The organism is Pseudomonas triclosanedens, from assembly GCF_026686735.1.
GTDB classification, from domain to species: domain Bacteria; phylum Pseudomonadota; class Gammaproteobacteria; order Pseudomonadales; family Pseudomonadaceae; genus Pseudomonas; species Pseudomonas triclosanedens.
The window spans coordinates 5554145-5571070 of sequence record NZ_CP113432.1 but is presented as its reverse complement, the minus strand read 5'-3'; the positions used below and the strand labels follow the sequence as shown (position 1 = coordinate 5571070).

Below are 16926 nucleotides of genomic sequence, written 5' to 3'. Positions count from 1 at the left end.
CCGATGCTGTCGGCTGCTCAACAATCACTGGAACGCCTGTCGCCGGAGTTGCTGGCGCGCATCGAGGCGTCGCGCCGGATCGTGCTGCTGGCCAATAACCCGGCCATCACTCGCGAGCATATCGATGCGCTGGCGCTGGGGCCGGATGACCTGGTGGTGAGCTTTAACAAATGCCGCAACCGCGCGTTGCTGCGCCGCCAGTTGCACAACCTGTTCATTCATCGTCACAACTACCGCAAGGGCGGCTATTTCGGCTTCCCTTACAAGGGCTGGCTGCGGCTGTTCCCTTGGTTCAACCAGCGTTTCCACAGCGTTCTGCTGGGCGGCGACGCCGACAGTCTGCCGGAGTCGCACCGTGGTGTTTCATTCCTGCCGTTGCGCCAGCCGTTCCCGGCTCTGGAAGGCTATCCCTACGAGATGCTGCCGACCCGTGGCGGGCCGTCTACCGGCTTCTACGCCGTGGCCTTCTTCGATTACGTGAAGCGTTTGAAACAGGCCGACTACGAAATCGTGCTGGTGGGCTTCTCCGATGAGGGCGGCTCTTTCTGGGATGGCCACGCCTGGGATTTCGAACGGGAATGGACGCGCTCTTCCGGCGTGACCGTCATCAAACTCTAACTCCGGGGCCGGCACCGGCCGGCTCTCGACAACTGACTTGCCAGCGTGGATTTATGCAACTCGAAAGACGGTCGGATTGGTTGAAACTGGTGGGGCTCGCCTTTGCGGTCGTCACCCTGAGCATGCTGGTGGTGGGCCGCTTCTGGTGGCCGACGGAGAACGGCGACTGGCTGAAAAGCATCCGCTTGGGCGCGTTCCTGGCGGTGATCTTCCTGTCGCTGGAACTGTTCCGCGAGAGGGCGCGCCTGGCATCCCTGGCGTTCCTGCTCTATCTCGTGTTCTGGATGGGCTTGATGCTCAACGCCATCCTCACGGACTCGCCCAGCTCGGTCAAACAACTGCTGGTCATCCTGTTCTTCACCTGGGTGGTGATGGTGATGGGCGGGCGCGAGAGTCGCCCGTGGCTCTTCGTGCTTGGCCTGGACGCCCTGGCTGGCGCTGGTTTCGCTGGTTTCTCGCTGCTGAACAAGGCTCTGCAGGGGCAGTTCGAGCTCGGCTATCGGGTGATGAACATCAAGGACTCCGGTATTCCCGGCATCGCGGATTTCGGCATCACCATCGAGGCAGGCATGCACTACGCATTCTGCTTCATCGTCGCTGTCTGGCTGCTGCTTCGTGCGCGCAACTGGGCCATGCGGCTGCTCTGGCTGGTCTGCACGCTGGTGCTCTTCGTCTATCTGTACTTCACCTTCGCGCGTTCCGCCTGGGTTGCCGGCCTGATGGGCGCCAGCGTGCTGGTGCTGTGCATGACCGAAGGGCGCCAGAGGATCTATGCAATCGGCCTGGCCGTGCTGGCGGGCATCGCCGTGCTGGTGTTCGGTTTCGAACAGGTGGTGTATGAGTTCGGCTCCCGCGGGCTGACCAAGCGTGACGAGATCTGGCGCGTGGTCTTCGAGCGTATCGGCGAGGCCTGGTGGTTCGGCCACGGTTCGCACACCGAGCTGGGCAGGGTCACCCTGTCCACCGGCCAGGTGGTGCGCAACCCGCACAGTCTTTACCTGGAGGTGCTCTATCAGTTCGGCCTGGTGGGACTGATCACCATGCTGCTGGCGATGGCCGCCTGCCTGTGGGGCGCGTGGAAGGCGCGCACTGACTTCGCGCGGCTGTGGTTCTCGGTGATGGCGGCGGCTGCCGTGGTCATGACCGTGGAGCTGCACTTCTTCGTGGCGGCGCCGAACCTTGTGTGGATGTGGTTCTGGCTGCCGATGGCCGGCTGCCTGGCGGTGGCGACCCAGTACCGGGTCGAAAGGCGGATCTGAGGGCGACGGGCCGTCACGCGCTGGCGTGGCGGCCCGTTTCGATCACCGTCCGAACAGGCGGCTCAGCAGGCCGCCGCTCTTCTTGCCGCGGGTAACGTCGTTACCCTTGTAGTTCTTCTGCGACGCCTTGGTGATGGTGCCGAAGCGCTGCTTGACCTTGTAGTTGTCCAGCGAATAGCCGGCGGCCAGGGCTTCGGCCAGGTAGCGGTCGAACAGCTCGATCAGGTCCTTGCGCGGATGATCGAACACCGCCCCGTCGAACCAGTGCTTCTCACCCTGGCTTTCCAGGCGCTTGAACGAGTGCTTGTGCGATAGCTGGGTGCCGATGTCCGAGTAGTGCAGGATCTTGATCGCGTCGATCGGGTGACCTTCACCGTCGATATTGTTGAACTGAGTGTCGAACGCCTGGATCAGCTGGGTATGGTGGCGGAAATAGTCACGCAGCTTGTGGTGCGCCTTGCGGTCGCCACGGATTTCTTCCAGCGGTGGCAGGTGTGCCTTGGCCGCGGCGCAGTCCCACATCGACACACAGAAGCGCCAGGATTCCTCGCCGCCCTTGGCCATCACGATCTTGCCCTGCTCGAACGGGGTGTTCCACAGTTCGGCGATGTCGCTGAGGATCACGACGTCGGCGTCCATGTAGATGGCCCGGCCTTCGAAGTTGCAGAACGCCGGAATGCTCCAGCGAAAGCCCGAGAAGGGCGTGGTCCAGTCGTCGCTGCGCCAGCCTTCACCGGCTTCGGGCTTGGAGTACCAGAAGCTCGAGGGATCGTGGGACAGTTGCATCCAATGGATTTCGACCGGCTGCGAAGCATGTTTGCGGAGGCTGTATTCGAGCACCATCATCTGTTCGAGATCGCAGTCGTTCGGATCACAACCGACGAAGATCTTTACCGTATCGTTCATTTCCGGGCATTCCCTGATCTGGGGTGGAGCCGTGCTCCCATTGTCTGTGTCACGCCCTGGAAGCGTCGTACTCGGAGGCGATCTCCTGGCCGTCCAGGGGCGTAGTCGAGTTCTTGTTGTAGTGGTCGAAGAAGGCTGTCAGACCCAGTTTCCGGATCAGTGCAATGTCCTTCTTGTAGCGCAGCAAGTGCTTGAAATTACGTTTTCGCTTGGCCCGCGACAAGGGGAGAACGCTGGTTCGCAGGTCGGAAATATCTATCAGTCCGTAGGCCCCGGATGGCGTGAGGATGACATTGCCCAGATGCAACGAGCGGAAGTAGATCCCCTTGTCGTGCAGATGGGCGATGAACGCCGCCACGTCGCGGAGTATCTCTAGCTGGCGCTCGGGCTCCTGCGTCGGGATGTAGCTGCGCAGGGTATGGCCTGGAAGGGGCTCGTAGCGCACGGCGGTGCGTTCGATTTCGGGAAAGTTGTAGGTGCGAAGCGCGCGCGGACAGGGAATGCCCTTGTCGGCGAGGATGCTGCAGTTGTTCAGGAAGCGCTTCTCCGGCGGCGAAATGATCGCTGTGGAAAGCAGGCGCTTGCGGCGGAACAGCTTGAGGAAACTGCCATCGCGCAGGTGCAGGACCTTGTCGCCATGAGGATCGCGTTCGATCACTTCGGCGCCGTCGACGAGCGAGTGATAGGAGGAGTCGTCGAGGGCATTCATGGGAAACGGACTGTCAGACCTGGGGGCAGCATGGAATGGGACTGGGGTGGTATCATCCGCAGTCTTCTTACGACAAGGCAGCTTGCACTTCATGAGTGATTCTCCCCGGAGCGCCCAGCCGGTGTCCAGCGTCAAGATCTACTTCCGTCTGCTCTCCTATGTGCGCCCTTATGCGGGCCTGTTCGCACTGAGCATTGTCGGTTTCCTGATCTTCGCCGCCACCCAGCCGATGCTTGCCGGCATCCTCAAGTACTTCGTCGACGGCCTGACCAACCCGGACGCCGCGTTGTTCCCAGACGCTCCCTGGCACTGGTTGCGTGACCTGGAACTGCTCTATGCCGTACCGCTGCTGGTGGTGCTGATCGCCCTCTGGCAGGGTGTTGGCTCGTTCCTCGGCAACTATTTCCTGGCCAAGGTTTCCCTGGGCCTGGTCCACGACCTGCGCGTGGAACTGTTCAACAACCTGCTGACTCTGCCCAACCGCTACTTCGACCGGCACAATTCCGGCCACCTGATTTCGCGCATTACCTTCAACGTGACGATGGTTACCGGTGCCGCCACCGACGCCATCAAGGTGGTGATCCGCGAAGGCATGACCGTGGTGTTCCTGTTCGGCTCGCTGCTGTACATGAACTGGAAGCTGACCCTGGTGATGCTGGCGATCCTGCCGGTCATCGCGGTGATGGTGACCAGCGCCAGCCGCAAATTCCGCAAGCAGAGCAAGAAGATCCAGGTGGCGATGGGCGACGTCACCCATGTTGCCTCGGAGACCATCCACGGCTACCGCGTGGTCCGCAGCTTCGGCGGCGAGCCCTACGAGAGCAAGCGTTTCCTCAAGGTGAGCAGCGAGAACACCAAGAAGAACCTGCGCATGAACAAGACGTCGGCGGTTTACACGCCGATGCTGCAACTGGTGATCTACAGCGCGATGGCCGTGCTGCTCTATCTGGTCCTGCTGCTGCGCGGCGATGCCACCGCGGGCGAGCTGGTCGCCTATATCTCCATGGCCGGCCTGTTGCCCAAGCCGATCCGCCAGCTTTCCGAAGTCAGCTCCACCATCCAGAAGGGCGTCGCCGGCGCGGAGAGCATCTTCGAGCAGTTAGACCAGCCGCAGGAAGTGGACAAGGGCACCATCGAGCGCGACCGCGTCAGCGGCCGCCTGGAAGTGAAGAATCTCAGCTTCACCTATCCGGGCACCGAGAAGCAGGTGCTCAACGACCTGAACTTCACTGTCGAGCCGGGCCAGATGGTCGCCCTGGTCGGTCGCTCCGGCAGCGGCAAGTCGACCCTGGCGAACCTCATCCCGCGCTTCTACGCCCATAGCGACGGGCAGATTCTGCTCGATGGCGTGGATGTCGAGGAGTACCGGCTGCGCAACCTGCGCAAGCACATCGCCCTGGTCACCCAGCAGGTCAACCTGTTCAACGACAGCGTTCTGAACAACATCGCCTATGGCGACCTGGCCGACAAGCCGCGCAGCGCAGTGGAAAAGGCCGCTGACGACGCCTTCGCCCGCGAGTTCATCGACCGCCTGCCCGAAGGCTTCGACACCGAGGTCGGCGAGAACGGCGTGATGCTCTCCGGCGGTCAGCGCCAGCGCCTGGCGATCGCCCGTGCGCTGCTCAAGGACGCCCCGGTGCTGATCCTCGACGAGGCCACCTCGGCACTGGACACCGAGTCCGAGCGGCATATCCAGGCCGCCCTGGAGAAGGTGATGGAAGGCCGCACCACCCTGGTCATCGCTCACCGCCTGAGCACCATCGAGGCGGCGGACATGATCCTGGTGATGGATCAGGGCCACATCGTCGAGCGCGGCTCCCATGACGAACTGATCGCGCAGAATGGCTACTACGCCCGCCTGCACGCTCGTCAGTTCGCCGACGACCCGGTCGACGGGACTGAAGAAGCGCCGGTCGAGCAGCCGGTATGACGGCGTGGAATAGCCGTACATGCTGAATCGTCTGCGAGTCTTCCGCGAGCGCGGCTGGACGCCCATCGCGGCGGCGGATTACGCCGCCGCCTGGCAGCGTTTCGGCGGTAGCGTCGCTACCCACCCCGAAGTGGTTGAGCGCCTGGCCGGTCTGGCCGGCATCCCGGTGCGCTACCTGGGCTGGTTCGACGGCGACGAATTGCGCGCCGCAGTGCCGACCTGGGGGCGCAACCTCGCGCTATCCAAGGACGTGCTCAAGCGCCAGGGCAAGAAGGCGTTGTTCGACCTGGGCAATGCCGAGATCATCCTGCCGATTGCCGAAGGCGCGCACATCGAGCTGCGCCATCAGGTGCGTTACCTGTCCGAGCTCAACCGCGAGCAGGTCCGCGGTGCCCGCGAGCAGCCCGAGCAACTGGCGATGAACCGCGCGCCGGCAGATTTCTCGAAGAAGTTCCGCTACAACCAGCGCCGCGAACAGCGTCTGCTGGAGGAGGCCGGCGGCGTGCTGCAGCCGATGAGCGAGCTGAGCCCCGAGGAACAGGCGCGCATCTATGCCGATCTGTTCCAGCGCCGCTGGGAATTCGAGGTGCCGGGCAAGGCGCGGCTGGCCGAAGTGTTCGGCCTGATGCGCGAATTCATGCGCGGCTCGCTGGTGCGTCTGGACGGCGAGCCGGTGGCGATCCAGATTCTCTATCGGGTCGAGTCGCCGAAGTGGATCAGCGTCGAGTACATCAACGGTGGTGTCGCACCGGAAAACCGCGAGTTCAGCCCCGGCAGCGTACTGAGCTTCGTCAATACCCAGGAAGCCTGGGCCGAAGCCGAGGCGCTGGGCAAGCCGTTGCGCTATTCCTTCGGTCGCGCCGACCGCGAATACAAGGACCGCTGGTGCCACCGCGTGCCGGTGTTCCAGGTCTGACCCGGAAGCGCCGGCCTCCTGCGCAGCGCCAGCTGAGCCAACAGTAGGATTACGGAGAACCATCGATGAGCGCCCGTAAGCAGCAACTGCTCAAACAGCACCGCCGCAAGAAGCGCGCAGTCCTGCTCGTTGCCGTGCTGGCGCTGATCCTGCTGGGCATCTTCGCGCCCTGGTGGAGCGTGCCGCTGGCCGTCGTCCTCGGTTGGATCGCCCATGAAGCGTGGTTCGCCGACCACCTGTTCTATTCTCCGCGCGACGACTACCGCTACGACTTCCCGCAGGGCTCGATGGCCTTGCCGGTCTCCCTCGGCCCGCATGGTCTGCATGTCGCCACGGGCGCGCTGCCGGTGGACGAGGAAACCCTGCTGCTGGAACTCGACGTCAAGGCGTCGCTGCTGGGCCGCTGGCTCGATCCCCAGGTGCTGATCGACGGCGTCGAGAGCGACCGCCAGGACTTCGAGCGCGGCGTCAGCGGCAAGCGCTACATCAATCTGTCTGGCCAGGGCGAGGCCCTGCGTGCCGGCCGTCTGCGCCTGCGTGGCCGCCATTGCCGGCTGGCGCAACAGGGCGTGCTGCACGCCTTCCGCAACCCCGACTATGCCAGCCAGCGCCTGCTGATCATCGCGCCCCACGCCGACGACGCCGAGCTGGCAGCCTTCGGTCAGTACAGCCGCTGCCCGGAGGCGTGGATCGTCACCCTGACCCAGGGCGAGATAGAGGCCGAGCACTATGAACGCCTGGGCCTGGACAAGGCCGCCGCCGCGCGCCTGAAGGGCCGCCTGCGAACCTGGGACAGCATCGCCGCGCCGCTCTGGGGCGGCGTGCCGGCCGAGCGTTGCGTGCAACTGGGCTACTACTGCCTGCAACTGCCCGGCATGGCCGCCGAGCCGAGCCAACCGTTCGGCTCGCGCGATTCGGGCGACAGCGACACCCGTACTGCGCGCGGCTTCAACGCCTTGCGTCTGCCCGGAGACACCGACGGCGCCCCCACCTGGCTGAACCTGGTTGCCGACCTGACCGCGCTGCTCGATCACATTCGCCCCGATGTGGTCCTCACCGCTCACCCGGAACTCGATCCGCACGCCGACCACGTACACGCCACCCGTGCGGTACTCGAAGCCATTGGCCGCAGCAGTAGCTGGAAGCCGCAGACCCTCCTGCTCTACGCCAATCATCTGCACGACAACGACCGCTGGCCGATGGGCCCGGCCGACGGCGGCATCGCCCTGCCACCTTGTATCGAACCGTTGCCGGCCGATCCGCTGTGGAGCCCTGTGCTCGATGCCGCGACACGCATCGACAAGGCCGAAGCTCTGGCGCTGCAACATGACCTGCAGACCCCGCTGAGTGCCAAGAAGCGCCTGCGCCGGCTGATCCAGCGCGCTCTTGCAGGGCGCCGCTGGCCGGTGACCGGCGACGACGAGTTCTTCCGCAAGGCCGTGCGCCGTCATGAGCTGTTCTGGGTGCGCAAGGTCGACTGAGCCTGGCGCGGAGCGTCGAATGCGCCGCCAGCTCGGCGCAAGTCGCACCAGGCGGCTATGGTATTATCCGCGGCGATTTCGACCTGCGGAGTTCCCATGAAACTGACCATGCCCCGATTCGATCAGGCCCCCGTGCTGGTGGTTGGCGACGTTATGCTCGACCGCTACTGGCACGGCGCGACCTCGCGCATTTCGCCCGAGGCGCCGGTGCCCGTGGTGCGGGTCGAGCAGCATGAGGACCGCCCCGGCGGCGCCGCCAACGTCGCGCTGAACCTTGCCGCCCTCGGCGCACCGGCCTTCCTGGTCGGCGTCACCGGCATCGACGAAGCCTCCGACAGCCTCAGCGACAGCCTGCAGGCGGTGGGCGTCACCACCCGCTTCCAGCGCATCGCCGGCCAGCCCACCATCGTCAAGCTGCGGGTCATGAGCCGCCACCAGCAACTGCTGCGCGTGGACTTCGAAGAGCCCTTCCGCACCGACGCCGCCGCCCTCTCCGCAGATGTCGAAGCGCTGCTCGAACAGGCGCGCGTGCTGGTGCTCTCGGACTATGGCAAGGGCGCGCTGAAGAACCACCAGCAATTGATCCAGGCCGCCCGCCAGCGCGGCATCCCGGTGCTGGCCGATCCCAAGGGCAAGGACTTCGCCATCTACCGTGGCGCCAGCCTGATCACTCCGAACCTCTCCGAGTTCGAAGCCATTGTCGGCCGTTGCACCGACGAGGCCGATCTGGTCGCCAAGGGCCAGCAACTGATGACCGAGCTGGAACTCGGCGCGCTGCTGGTGACTCGTGGCGAGCACGGCATGACCCTGCTGCGTCCCGGCCATAGCGCCCTGCACCTGCCGGCCCGCGCCCGCGAGGTGTTCGACGTCACCGGCGCCGGCGACACGGTGATTTCCACCCTGGCCGGCGCCCTGGCCGCCGGTGAAGACCTGCCCCAGGCCGTGGCCTTGGCCAATCTTGCCGCCGGTATCGTGGTCGGCAAGCTGGGTACCGCTGCCATCAGCGCCCCGGAACTGCGCCGTGCTGTCCAGCGCGAGCAGGGCTCCGAGCGCGGCGTGCTGAGCCTCGACCAGTTGCTGCTGGCGATCGAGGACGCACGTGCCCACGGTGAGAAGATCGTCTTCACCAATGGCTGCTTCGACATCCTCCACGCCGGCCATGTGACCTACCTGGAGCAGGCGCGCGCCCAGGGCGACCGCCTGATCGTCGCAGTCAACGACGACAGCTCGGTGACCCGCCTGAAGGGCCCGGGCCGCCCGATCAACAGCGTCGACCGTCGCATGGCCGTGCTGGCCGGCCTCGGCGCGGTGGACTGGGTCGTCAGCTTCGGCGAGGACACGCCCGAGCGTCTGCTTACCGAAGTCCGCCCGGATGTGCTGGTGAAAGGCGGCGACTATGGCGTCGAGCAGGTGGTCGGCGCAGATATCGTCAAGGCTTATGGCGGCGAGGTCCGCGTGCTGGGGCTGGTGGAGAACAGCTCCACTACCGCCATCGTCGAGAAGATCCGCCACCAGGGCTGACCTGGCTCCGGCCCTGGCGGCGAGAGCGGCGCCCGGCGAGGGGGCCGGGCGATCCTCATCGACCCGGTGGCGCCACGCATGAAAGCGCCTGCGGACCTGCCAGGACCGTCCCTCCGGCAGGGCGCGCGAACCGGCCGTCAGGCCGGTTTTCCTTTGCTGCGGCACTGACCGCTCTGCCAGCGACCGGCGGCAAAGCGGTCATGGTTCCTCCCACAATTCCCGGCGCATGATCGACGGCATCCACCCTCCGCGGAGCGAGATGCCATGACCACCGACGTGCAGGGCCGTGCCCTGGCCGTGCTGAACCGTGTCGCCCAGGCCGACTGGCCGGACCGCCTGAAACTGCGCAAGCCATTCGAAAAGCTGCTCTATAGCGGTAGCCGTACGGGCTTTCGCATGGTCAGCGAGCGCGCTGCGAAACAGAGCAAGATGCCGAGGAAGGTCGACCCTGACGGGCTGTTCGACCTGTCCCTGTCCGATGAACAGCAGATGCTGGTGGAGATGCTCGAAGGCTTCGCAGCCGACGTGCTGCGCCCGGCTGCCCATGATGCCGACGCCAGGGCCAGCCTCAGCCTGGAGCTGCTGTCCCAGGCGCAGGAACTGGGGCTGACCCACTACGGCGTCGGCGAAGTGCACGGCGGCATGGCCGGCGAGCGCACCACCCTGACCAACGCCCTGATAGCCGAAGCTCTCGCCCGGGGCGACATGAGCCTGGCCGCCGCGTTGCTGGTGCCGCTGTCGGCGGCCAACTGCATCCGCCGCTGGGCCTCTGCGGAGCAACAGTCGCGCTGGCTGCCGGCCTTCGTGGCCGAGGAAGCGGCGCCGCTGATCGCCATCGCGGTGAACGAGCCACAACTTCTGGCCGACCCGCAGCGGCTGTCCGCCAAGGCGCGCAAGCGCGGCGGGCACTACCTGCTGTCGGGCGAGAAATGCCTGGTGCTGCGTGGCGTGGATGCGCAGAAGCTGATCGTCGCCGCCGACTCCGGCGACGGGCCGGCGCTGTTTCTGGTGGATGCCCGCGCCAAGGGTGTGGAAGTTCGCTCCGAGCCGGCGATGGGCCTGAAGGCGGCCGGCACCGCGCGGGTTCGCTTCAAGAGTGTGAAGGTGCCCACCGAACACCGGCTGGCGGCGGAGCACTTCGACTACACGGCGTTCCTCGATCATGCGGCGCTGGCCTGGTGCGCGCTGGCGGTGGGTACTGCGCAGGCCGCGCTCGACTATGTGATCACCTACTGCAACGAGCGCGAGGCGTTCGGGGAGCCGATCAGCCATCGCCAGGGGGTGGCGTTCATGGTCTCCGACATCGCCATCGAGCTGGATGCCATGCGCCTGATGGTCTGGCGCGCCTGTGCGCTGGCCGAGCGCGGGCAGCCGTTCCACCGCGAGGCCTACCTGGCGCGGCTGCTCTGCGCGGAGAAGGCCATGAAGATCGGCACCGATGCCGTGCAACTGCTCGGTGGCCACGGTTTCACCCAGGAGCATCCGGCCGAGCGCTGGTACCGCGACTTGCGCGCGGTCAGCCTGATGGCTGGCGGCCTGCATCTCTAAGGAGCTTTTCCATGTATCTCGAAACGCCGAAGAAGTTCCGAACCCTGCAGAACCAGGCCCGCCAGGTAGCCGAAAACTATCTGCGCCCGATATCGCGCAAGTACGACAAGTCCGAGCATGCCTATCCCAAGGAACTCGACCTGCTGGCGGCCTTGCTCGACGGTATGAATGCCGGCTCGCCGGACGCCGTGGGCGCCAGCTCCGCCAGCAAGCGCAAGGGCGCCGTGGAAGAGGGCGTGAAGAATGGCGGCAACCTTTCCGCCTGCCTGGGCGTGATGGAAATGTGCTGGGGCGACGTCGGCCTGCTGCTGGCCATGCCGCGCCAGGGGCTGGGCAACGCCGCCATCGCCGCGGTGGCCAACGAGGAGCAGCTCAAGCGCTTCTCCGGAACCTGGGCCGCGATGGCCATCACCGAGCCGGGCTGCGGCTCGGACTCTGCGGCAATCCGCACCACGGCCACCCGCGATGGCGACCACTATGTGCTCAATGGCGAGAAGATCTTTGTCACCTCCGGCGCGCGGGCCGATGCGGTAGTGGTCTGGGCGACCCTGGACAAGAGCCTGGGCCGTGCGGCGATCAAGTCGTTCGTGGTGGAAAAGGGTACGCCGGGCATGACCGTTACCCGGCTGGAGAAAAAACTCGGTATCAAGGCATCGGACACCACGTCCATCAGCTTCAGCGACTGTCGCGTGCCGGCAGCCAATCTGCTGGGCAACGCCGAAATCGATGTGCAGAAAGGTTTTGCCGGGGTAATGGAAACCTTCGACAACACCCGCCCGCTGGTGGCAGCGATGGCAGTGGGGGTGGCCAAGGCTTCTCTGGACCGCACCCGCGAACTGCTGAAGAAGGCCGGTTGCCGCTTCGACTATCGCCAGCCGCTGCTCTGCGCCAGCCACGCAGAGGCCACGCTGTATCGCCTGGAAGCCGAATGGGAAGCCGCACGGCTGCTGACGCTGAAGGCCGCCTGGATGGCCGACAATCGCCTGCCCAACTCCAAGGAGGCCTCCATCGCCAAGGCGAAGGCCGGGAGGGTGGCCAACGAGGTGACGCTCAAGTGCGTGGAACTGGCCGGCGCGCTGGGTTACGCCGAGGAAGAGTTGCTGGAGAAGTGGGCGCGCGATTCGAAGATTCTCGACATCTTCGAGGGCACCCAGCAGATCCAACTGCTGATCATCGCGCGGCGGCTGCTGGGCAAAAGCTCCAGCCAGTTGAAGTGATGGACGCCGGCCGGCTTCCATTCCGGCGTGCGATGCTCCCGCGGGAGTGGATCTATCCGCGATCCGGCCGGCAAGCCGGCCTGATCGCCGAAGGGCCTGTCAGGCCGTGCGCCGCCCGCTGCCGGAGTTACCGTTGGCGGGCGGCCACTGCTCCATCCATTCGCGGAAGCGAATGCGCTCGTTCCGCACCAGCCAGCCGTCCTGCTCGGCGAAACTCTCCGACAGCCACAGGCCGCGGGTACTCGCCTTGCACAGTTCACCCTTGCTCAGGGTGAACAGCTCGCCGGTCGGCTGACCGTGCTCCAGCGGCAGCAGGTAGATATCCGGGCGACGGCGATCAAGACGCGCAACCAGCGGGCCGCTTTCGAGTTTCTCGTCGACATGGAACAGGCTGACGTCGCGCACATCCCTTGGAAGCTCCATGCGCAGGTCGTAGACCAATTGCAGCGAAGCGGTCGGCAGGTGCACATACGCCTGCGGGCGCTCCAGCAGGCGCAGCGCGCCGGCCTGCACCGGGCGGGCGGCGCCGGACAGCGGGGTCAGGGAGAACTGGCTGGCTTCGCGGTAGCGCAGGATGCCTTCGTACGGCGTCGGCAGCCAGGTATCGCCGAAACGTCCGCCCAGCCAGCCGTCGGCGGTCTCCACCAGGCACTCCTCGGCGACTTCCTGGATGGCGGTGAGTAGCGGAAGGTTCAGTTCGTGGGCCGGAACATAGCCGGAAATCAGCTTGAGTACTGTGTCGCCACGGTCGAGGCGACGCTGGCGCACCAGGATCCAGTGGTCGCGGCCCTGGAAGTTCAGGGTCAGGCGCACCGAGACGCCGAGGTTGGCCAGCTCGGCGACGAAGCGTTCGTTGTCGTCGATCTCGATGGGGCGGCGCCGTTCCAGTACCTGGGCGAAGTTCAGCGGCTTGCCGAGGGTCTGGTAGGCGAGGCCATCCGCGCCGGCTTCCACCAGCAGCGGCAGTGTCTTGAAGGCGGTCGGATCCTTGCGGGCGAGCGTACGGGGCATGTTGGCTCCTTCTCGTACAGGGCGCCGGGTTGCGCCGGGTATGTCGTTCTCTGCTGGACGACGCCGACGCGAACGCTGACCGTCCTTGCAGGACGGTCCGGCCGATCGATTCTATGGAGTCGCTACAGCCTCGCACCGATCCCGGTGCTATCGAAAATCAAAAGGATTTCCGGATTTTTCCCTGAAAGGCTTGGACATTCCGTGGTTTTTACTGGGGAATGGCCGGCTGGCGACACTTTCTGTGCCCGCGATTTCCTCGGGGGACTCTGAGCATGGCACAGGAATATTCAATCCACATGACCGCTGATCAGCGGTCGAGCACCTCGGCGGCGATGTTCACGTTGTGGCGCAGGTGCAGCGGGTTGATGGTGCCGACGATGGCGCTGGCGACCCCGGGATGGCCCAGCACCAGCTCGAAGCTGGCGCGTATCGGGTCCACGCCGGGGGCGAGGGCGGCGTGGCCGCTGGCCAGGGCTTTCTTGATCAGGATGCCGCGGCCGTTGGCCTGGGCGTGGTCGATCACTGCCTTCTCGGCCTGTTCCCTGAGGTTGTAGGTGACCATCGCGCAGTCGCCGCGCTCCAGCGCCAGCAGGCCGCCGTCCACGGTCTTGCCGGAGAAGCCGAAGCCGCGGATCAGGCCCTCCTGCTTCAGGCGTTCGAGTGTCGCGTAGACTTCGGTGCCGCGCAGGATGTCCAGGTCGTTGCCATCGGAGTGCACCAGCACCAGGTCGATGTAATCGGTTTCCAGGCGCTTGAGGCTGCGTTCCACCGAGCGGCGGGTATGGGTGGCGCTGAAGTCGAAGTGCGACTGGCCGGCCTCGAATTCCTCGCCGGTCTTGCTGACGATCACCCAGGCGTCGCGCTGTCCGCGCAGCAGCGGGCCGAGGCGCTCCTCGCTGTGGCCGTAGGCGGGCGCGGTGTCGATGAGGTTGATGCCCAGGTCGCGGGCGGTGGCAATCAGGTTGGCGGCCTCGCGGTCATCGGGAATGCGGAAGCCTTCGGGGTATTTCACGCCCTGGTCGCGGCCGAGTTTCACGGTGCCCAGGCCCAGCGGCGAAACCTTCAGCCCGGTGGCGCCCAGCAGACGGTGCAGGTGATGCAGAGTGTTCATCCGAACAGTTCCTCCCAGACCGGACGGGCCGTGGCCGGGCGCGGCAGGTCCGGCAGGGCGGCGCTGGCTTGCGGGCGGATGCCATGCTTGTGCAGCGATTCGACGACCCGGTCGGCGAAGTTCGGCGCCAGTGCCAGCTTGGTCGGCCAGCCGACCAGAAGCGCGCCGTCTTCGGCGAGGAAGGCGCTGTCCGGGCGCAGCAGGTTGCTCTGCGCCGGCTCGGCGCGGTCGACCCGCAGAGTGGCCCAGCGGGCGGCGGAGAGATCGATCCACGGCATCAGCTTGTGCAGTTCGCGCTGCGCTTCGGCAATCTGCTCGGCCTCGTCGCGGGCTACGCCGCCGGCTTCGGCGATGTCGCCGCCGAGGTACCAGACCCACTGGCCGTTGCCGAGCGGATGGGTGGTGACGGTGACGCGGGGTTTCGGCCCGCCACCCAGGCAGTGGGCGTACAGCGGTTTCAGGGTCGGCGCGGTGACCAGCACCATGTGCAGCGGGCGGCGCTGCATCTCGGGACGCTCCAGGCCCAGATCGCGCAGCAGTGCTTCGTTGCCGGCCCCGGCGCTGAGCACCACGCGCTGGGCGCGGATCTCACGGCCATCGACCCGCAGGCCGGCCAGCTTGCCGTCCTCGCGCAAGGCTTCGAGGCGCTCGCCGGCCAGCAGGCTGTCGCCGGCCAGTTCGGCAAGCCGCGCGATCAGGCTGGGAACGTCCAGCACCAGTTCGGTGAGGCGGTAGGCTTTGCCTTTGAAGGCTTTGTCCTGCAATGCCGGCGGCAGTTCCGCGCCTTTCACCTGGGCGACACGGCTGCGCACTGCCTTGCTGGCGAAGAAGCTGGTGAGGTTGCCGGCCAGGCCGCCGGGCGACCACAGGTAGTGCGCGTCGGAGAGCACGCGCACGCCGCGCAGGTCCAGCTCGCCAGTGCCGGCCAGGCAGTCGCGCCAGAGCGCGGGCATGTCGGCGATGGCTTCGGAGGCGCCGGTCAGCGCGCCGTGCAGCGCGTACTTGGTGCCGCCATGAATGATTCCCTGCGAGCGCATGCTCTGCACGCCGCCCAGTGCAGCGTTCTCCACCAGCACGGTGGAGAAACCGGCGCGCCGCAGGCGGGCGTTGAGCCAGAGACCGGCGATGCCGCCGCCGACGATGAGGATGTCGGTGCTCAGGGATTCGGACATGAAAGCGCCTCGTGGGGAAAACGAAGCGCGCAGTATAACTCTCTCGGCTGCGCTGATCGCGCGAGCCGGGGCGAGGCCCTTCCAGCGCGCCTGGTCGACGCGCAGCCTGCGGAACTCAGTGGCCGGCGTTGCTGGAGAACAACTGGATCACCACCACGCCGCTGACGATCAGGCCCATGCCCAGCAGCGCCGGGGTATCGAGCTTCTGCTGGTAGAGCACCAGCGCGGCGATGCTGACCAGCACGATGCCCAGGCCTGCCCAGATGGCGTAGGCGATGCCGACCGGGATGCTGCGCACTACCAGCGTTAGCATCCAGAAGGAGATCGCATAGCCGACGATCACCAGCACCAGGGGCAGCGGGGTGGACAGGCCCTTGACCGACTTCAGCGAAGCGGTGGCGATGACCTCGGCGACGATGGCGATGGCGAGATAGAGGTAGCCGGGCATGTCATGTCCTCCCCGGAAGCGGCGCGCCGCAGTGTGCGGCGAGTGGGTTGCGTTCGAAACTGTCCGGCATTCTAGTCTTCCGGTCGATGGGATAAAGTCATTACCTATCTTCCCTGGAGATAGGTAATGGAGTGGAATCTGGACCAGTTGCGGCTGTTCGTCTGCGTCGCCGATCAGTCTTCGTTCTCGGCGGCGGCACGCCAGTTGAGGCGTGTGCAATCGGCGGTCAGCTCCTCCATCGCATTGCTGGAAAGCGATCTGGGCGTGACCCTGTTCGACCGCAGCAGCGGCCGCCAGCCGGTACTCACCGTCGAAGGCCGTGCGTTGCTGGATGAGGCGCGGGAAGTGCTGCGCCAGTGCGATCGTCTGGAAAGCCGGGCGCTGGCCCTGGCGCGAGGCGCCGAGCCCTTGCTGCGTCTGGCGCAGGACGAGGCGATGCCCTACCAGCCGGTACTGGCGGGGCTGCAGGCGCTGGCGCGGGAGTTCCCCGTGCTGGAGGTGCAGTTGGCCAGCGGGGCCCAGGGTGACGTGGCGCGCAAGCTGCTGGAGCGCCGTGCCGACCTGGGCCTGCTGTTCCACCATGAAGGCATGCCGGCGCAACTGGAGCGGCAGCGCCTGGGTACCATCGAGATGGTCACCGTGTGCGGCGCCGGCCACGAGTTGGCGAAGCTGGACTATGCCGACCGCCGCGAACTGGCGCGGCACCGCCAGTTGTTGATGGCCCCCCAGGACAGCCACTACCCCGGAGGCGAGCAGATCAGCCCGCTGGTCTGGCGCGCCGACAGCTTCTACGCGATGGCCGAGCTGCTGATGCGCGATCTCGGCTGGGCCTGGCTTCCGACCCACGTGGCGCAGTACCCGGCGTACCAGCCCCTGCTGATCGAGCTGGCCAGCGACTGGACGCCGCCGCGACTGGTGGTGGAGCTGGTCTGGCGCCGCGACGAGCCACTGGGGCCGGCGGCGCAGTGGCTGGGCGAGTGCTTCGCCGAACATCTTGCTGCGCCGGTCTGAAGAACTTTTCGTAGGGCGAATAACCTGGAACAGGTTATCCGCCGGCTCTTGCTCGGCGGATAACGCTG

General features: G+C 66.0%; 15 protein-coding genes. 9 read left to right on the top strand and 6 right to left on the bottom strand.

All coding sequences use genetic code 11. The features are described 5' to 3' along the window. Window positions 1-3: 3 nt before the first annotated feature. Together OU419_RS25900 and OU419_RS25895 are read left to right on the top strand one after the other, a co-directional pair. Window positions 4-618 carry a hypothetical protein gene (locus tag OU419_RS25900; protein ID WP_254472228.1) on the top strand — a complete coding sequence of 205 codons (615 nt, stop codon included), beginning with the start codon at window positions 4-6 and terminating at the stop codon, window positions 616-618. Window positions 619-671: 53 nt separating this feature from the next. Continuing rightward, window positions 672-1877 (top strand): O-antigen ligase family protein, encoded by a 1206-nt coding sequence (locus OU419_RS25895; protein ID WP_254472229.1) that lies wholly within the window; start codon window positions 672-674, stop codon window positions 1875-1877. A 42-nt stretch (window positions 1878-1919) separates the two neighbouring features. Here the strand turns inward: OU419_RS25895 and OU419_RS25890 are convergent, their stop codons facing one another. Next, window positions 1920-2783, bottom strand: a complete 864-nt coding sequence (locus OU419_RS25890; protein ID WP_254472230.1) for a glycosyltransferase — start codon at window positions 2781-2783, stop codon at window positions 1920-1922. A 49-nt stretch (window positions 2784-2832) separates the two neighbouring features. Next, on the bottom strand, window positions 2833-3492 hold the full coding sequence (locus OU419_RS25885) for a phosphotransferase (RefSeq protein ID WP_254472231.1): 660 nt from the start codon (window positions 3490-3492) through the stop codon (window positions 2833-2835). 91 nt (window positions 3493-3583) lie between these two features. Between OU419_RS25885 and msbA the strand changes: the two genes are divergently transcribed. The 6 genes from msbA (at window position 3584) to OU419_RS25855 (ending at window position 12105) form a co-directional block, all read left to right on the top strand. Beyond that, window positions 3584-5422, top strand: a complete 1839-nt coding sequence (msbA, locus tag OU419_RS25880; RefSeq protein WP_254472232.1) for a lipid A export permease/ATP-binding protein MsbA — start codon at window positions 3584-3586, stop codon at window positions 5420-5422. 19 nt (window positions 5423-5441) lie between these two features. Continuing rightward, entirely contained in the window at window positions 5442-6338 is an 897-nt protein-coding gene (locus OU419_RS25875; RefSeq protein ID WP_254472233.1) for a GNAT family N-acetyltransferase, read from the top strand. A 65-nt stretch (window positions 6339-6403) separates the two neighbouring features. Next, on the top strand, window positions 6404-7819 hold the full coding sequence (locus OU419_RS25870) for a PIG-L deacetylase family protein (RefSeq protein ID WP_254472234.1): 1416 nt from the start codon (window positions 6404-6406) through the stop codon (window positions 7817-7819). A 96-nt stretch (window positions 7820-7915) separates the two neighbouring features. Further along, entirely contained in the window at window positions 7916-9340 is a 1425-nt protein-coding gene (hldE, locus tag OU419_RS25865) for a bifunctional D-glycero-beta-D-manno-heptose-7-phosphate kinase/D-glycero-beta-D-manno-heptose 1-phosphate adenylyltransferase HldE (RefSeq protein WP_254472235.1), read from the top strand. A gap of 264 nt (window positions 9341-9604) precedes the next feature. Then, window positions 9605-10888: an acyl-CoA dehydrogenase family protein gene (locus OU419_RS25860; protein WP_254472236.1), complete on the top strand. Its 1284-nt coding sequence runs from the start codon at window positions 9605-9607 to the stop codon at window positions 10886-10888. 11 nt (window positions 10889-10899) lie between these two features. After that, complete coding sequence (locus OU419_RS25855) at window positions 10900-12105, top strand: acyl-CoA dehydrogenase family protein (protein WP_254472237.1); 1206 nt, start codon at window positions 10900-10902, stop codon at window positions 12103-12105. A 99-nt stretch (window positions 12106-12204) separates the two neighbouring features. Here the strand turns inward: OU419_RS25855 and OU419_RS25850 are convergent, their stop codons facing one another. From OU419_RS25850 to OU419_RS25835, 4 genes are all read right to left on the bottom strand, one after another. After that, the gene (locus OU419_RS25850) at window positions 12205-13116 is read right to left on the bottom strand and encodes a metal ABC transporter ATPase (RefSeq protein WP_254472238.1); all 912 of its coding nucleotides are present in this window, start codon (window positions 13114-13116) and stop codon (window positions 12205-12207) included. A 307-nt stretch (window positions 13117-13423) separates the two neighbouring features. Continuing rightward, window positions 13424-14227 (bottom strand): aldo/keto reductase, encoded by an 804-nt coding sequence (locus OU419_RS25845; protein ID WP_254472239.1) that lies wholly within the window; start codon window positions 14225-14227, stop codon window positions 13424-13426. Further along, window positions 14224-15399 (bottom strand): NAD(P)/FAD-dependent oxidoreductase, encoded by a 1176-nt coding sequence (locus tag OU419_RS25840; RefSeq protein WP_254472240.1) that lies wholly within the window; start codon window positions 15397-15399, stop codon window positions 14224-14226. The genes OU419_RS25845 and OU419_RS25840 overlap by 4 nt, the downstream gene beginning before the upstream one ends. Before the next feature lie 115 nt (window positions 15400-15514). Beyond that, complete coding sequence (locus OU419_RS25835) at window positions 15515-15847, bottom strand: DMT family transporter (RefSeq protein ID WP_254472241.1); 333 nt, start codon at window positions 15845-15847, stop codon at window positions 15515-15517. Window positions 15848-15973: 126 nt separating this feature from the next. On the opposite strand from OU419_RS25835, the gene OU419_RS25830 reads away from it, so the two are divergent. Continuing rightward, window positions 15974-16858, top strand: coding sequence for a LysR family transcriptional regulator (locus OU419_RS25830; protein ID WP_254472242.1), 885 nt, complete (start codon window positions 15974-15976; stop codon window positions 16856-16858). The last annotated feature ends 68 nt before the right edge of the window (window positions 16859-16926 follow it).